Source organism: Streptomyces scabichelini, from assembly GCF_011045015.1.
Taxonomy (GTDB): domain Bacteria; phylum Actinomycetota; class Actinomycetes; order Streptomycetales; family Streptomycetaceae; genus Streptomyces; species Streptomyces scabichelini.
In genome coordinates, this window is record NZ_JAAKZY010000468.1 from 1 (window position 1) to 1,138 (window position 1,138).

The window sequence follows — 1,138 nt, forward strand, 5'->3', positions numbered from 1 at the left end:
CCGGCCTCCAGCTACCTGGACATGGCCAAGGTGCTGCAGGCGGCCGCGGACTCGGGGGCGGATGCCATCCATCCCGGCTACGGCTTCCTCTCGGAGAACGCGGAGTTCGCGCAGGCGGTGGGGGACGCGGGCCTGACCTGGATCGGCCCGCCGCCGCAGGCGATCCGCGACCTGGGTGACAAGGTGGCCGCCCGGCACATCGCGCAGCGCGCGGGCGCCCCGCTGGTGGCGGGCACCCCGGACCCGGTGGGCGGCGCGGAGGAGGTGGTGGCCTTCGCCCAGGAGCACGGCCTGCCCATCGCCATCAAGGCGGCCTTCGGCGGCGGCGGCCGGGGTCTGAAGGTGGCCCGCACCCTGGAGGAGGTGCCCGAGCTGTACGACTCGGCGGTCCGTGAGGCGGTGGCGGCCTTCGGGCGCGGCGAGTGCTTCGTGGAGCGCTACCTGGACAAGCCGCGGCATGTGGAGACCCAGTGCCTGGCCGACCGGCACGGCCATGTCGTGGTCGTCTCCACCCGGGACTGCTCGCTGCAGCGCCGCCACCAGAAGCTGGTCGAGGAGGCCCCGGCGCCGTTCCTCACCGAGGAGCAGAACCAGCAGCTGTACGCGGCCTCCAAGGCGATCTTGAAGGAGGCCGGGTACGTCGGCGCCGGCACCGTGGAGTTTTTGGTCGGGGTGGACGGCACGATCTCCTTCCTGGAGGTCAACACCCGTCTGCAGGTGGAGCACCCGGTGACCGAGGAGGTCACCGGCATCGACCTGGTGCGGGAGATGTTCCGCATCGCCGACGGCGAGCCGCTGGGCTACGACGACCCGCCGGTCCGCGGCCATTCCTTCGAGTTCCGCATCAACGGCGAGGACCCGGGCCGGGGCTTTTTGCCCGCGCCCGGCACGGTCACCACCTTCGCCCCGCCGTCGGGTCCGGGGGTGCGCCTGGACGCCGGGGTGGAGTCCGGCTCGGTGATCGGTCCGGCCTGGGACTCGCTGCTCGCCAAGCTGATCGTCACCGGTGCCAGCCGTGAGCAGGCGCTGCAGCGGGCCGCCCGCGCACTGGCCGAATTCCAGGTCGAGGGCATGGCCACCGCCATCCCCTTCCACCGGGCGGTCGTCGCGGACCCGGCGTTCACCAGCGACCCGTTCA

1 protein-coding gene is annotated in these 1,138 nt (G+C 72.8%); it reads left to right on the forward strand.

All coding sequences use genetic code 11. The annotated features are described in order from the left end of the window. Positions 1-1,138 (forward strand): acetyl-CoA carboxylase biotin carboxylase subunit (locus tag G5C60_RS50725; RefSeq protein WP_165271099.1); only part of this gene is annotated, 1,138 nt, incomplete at both ends.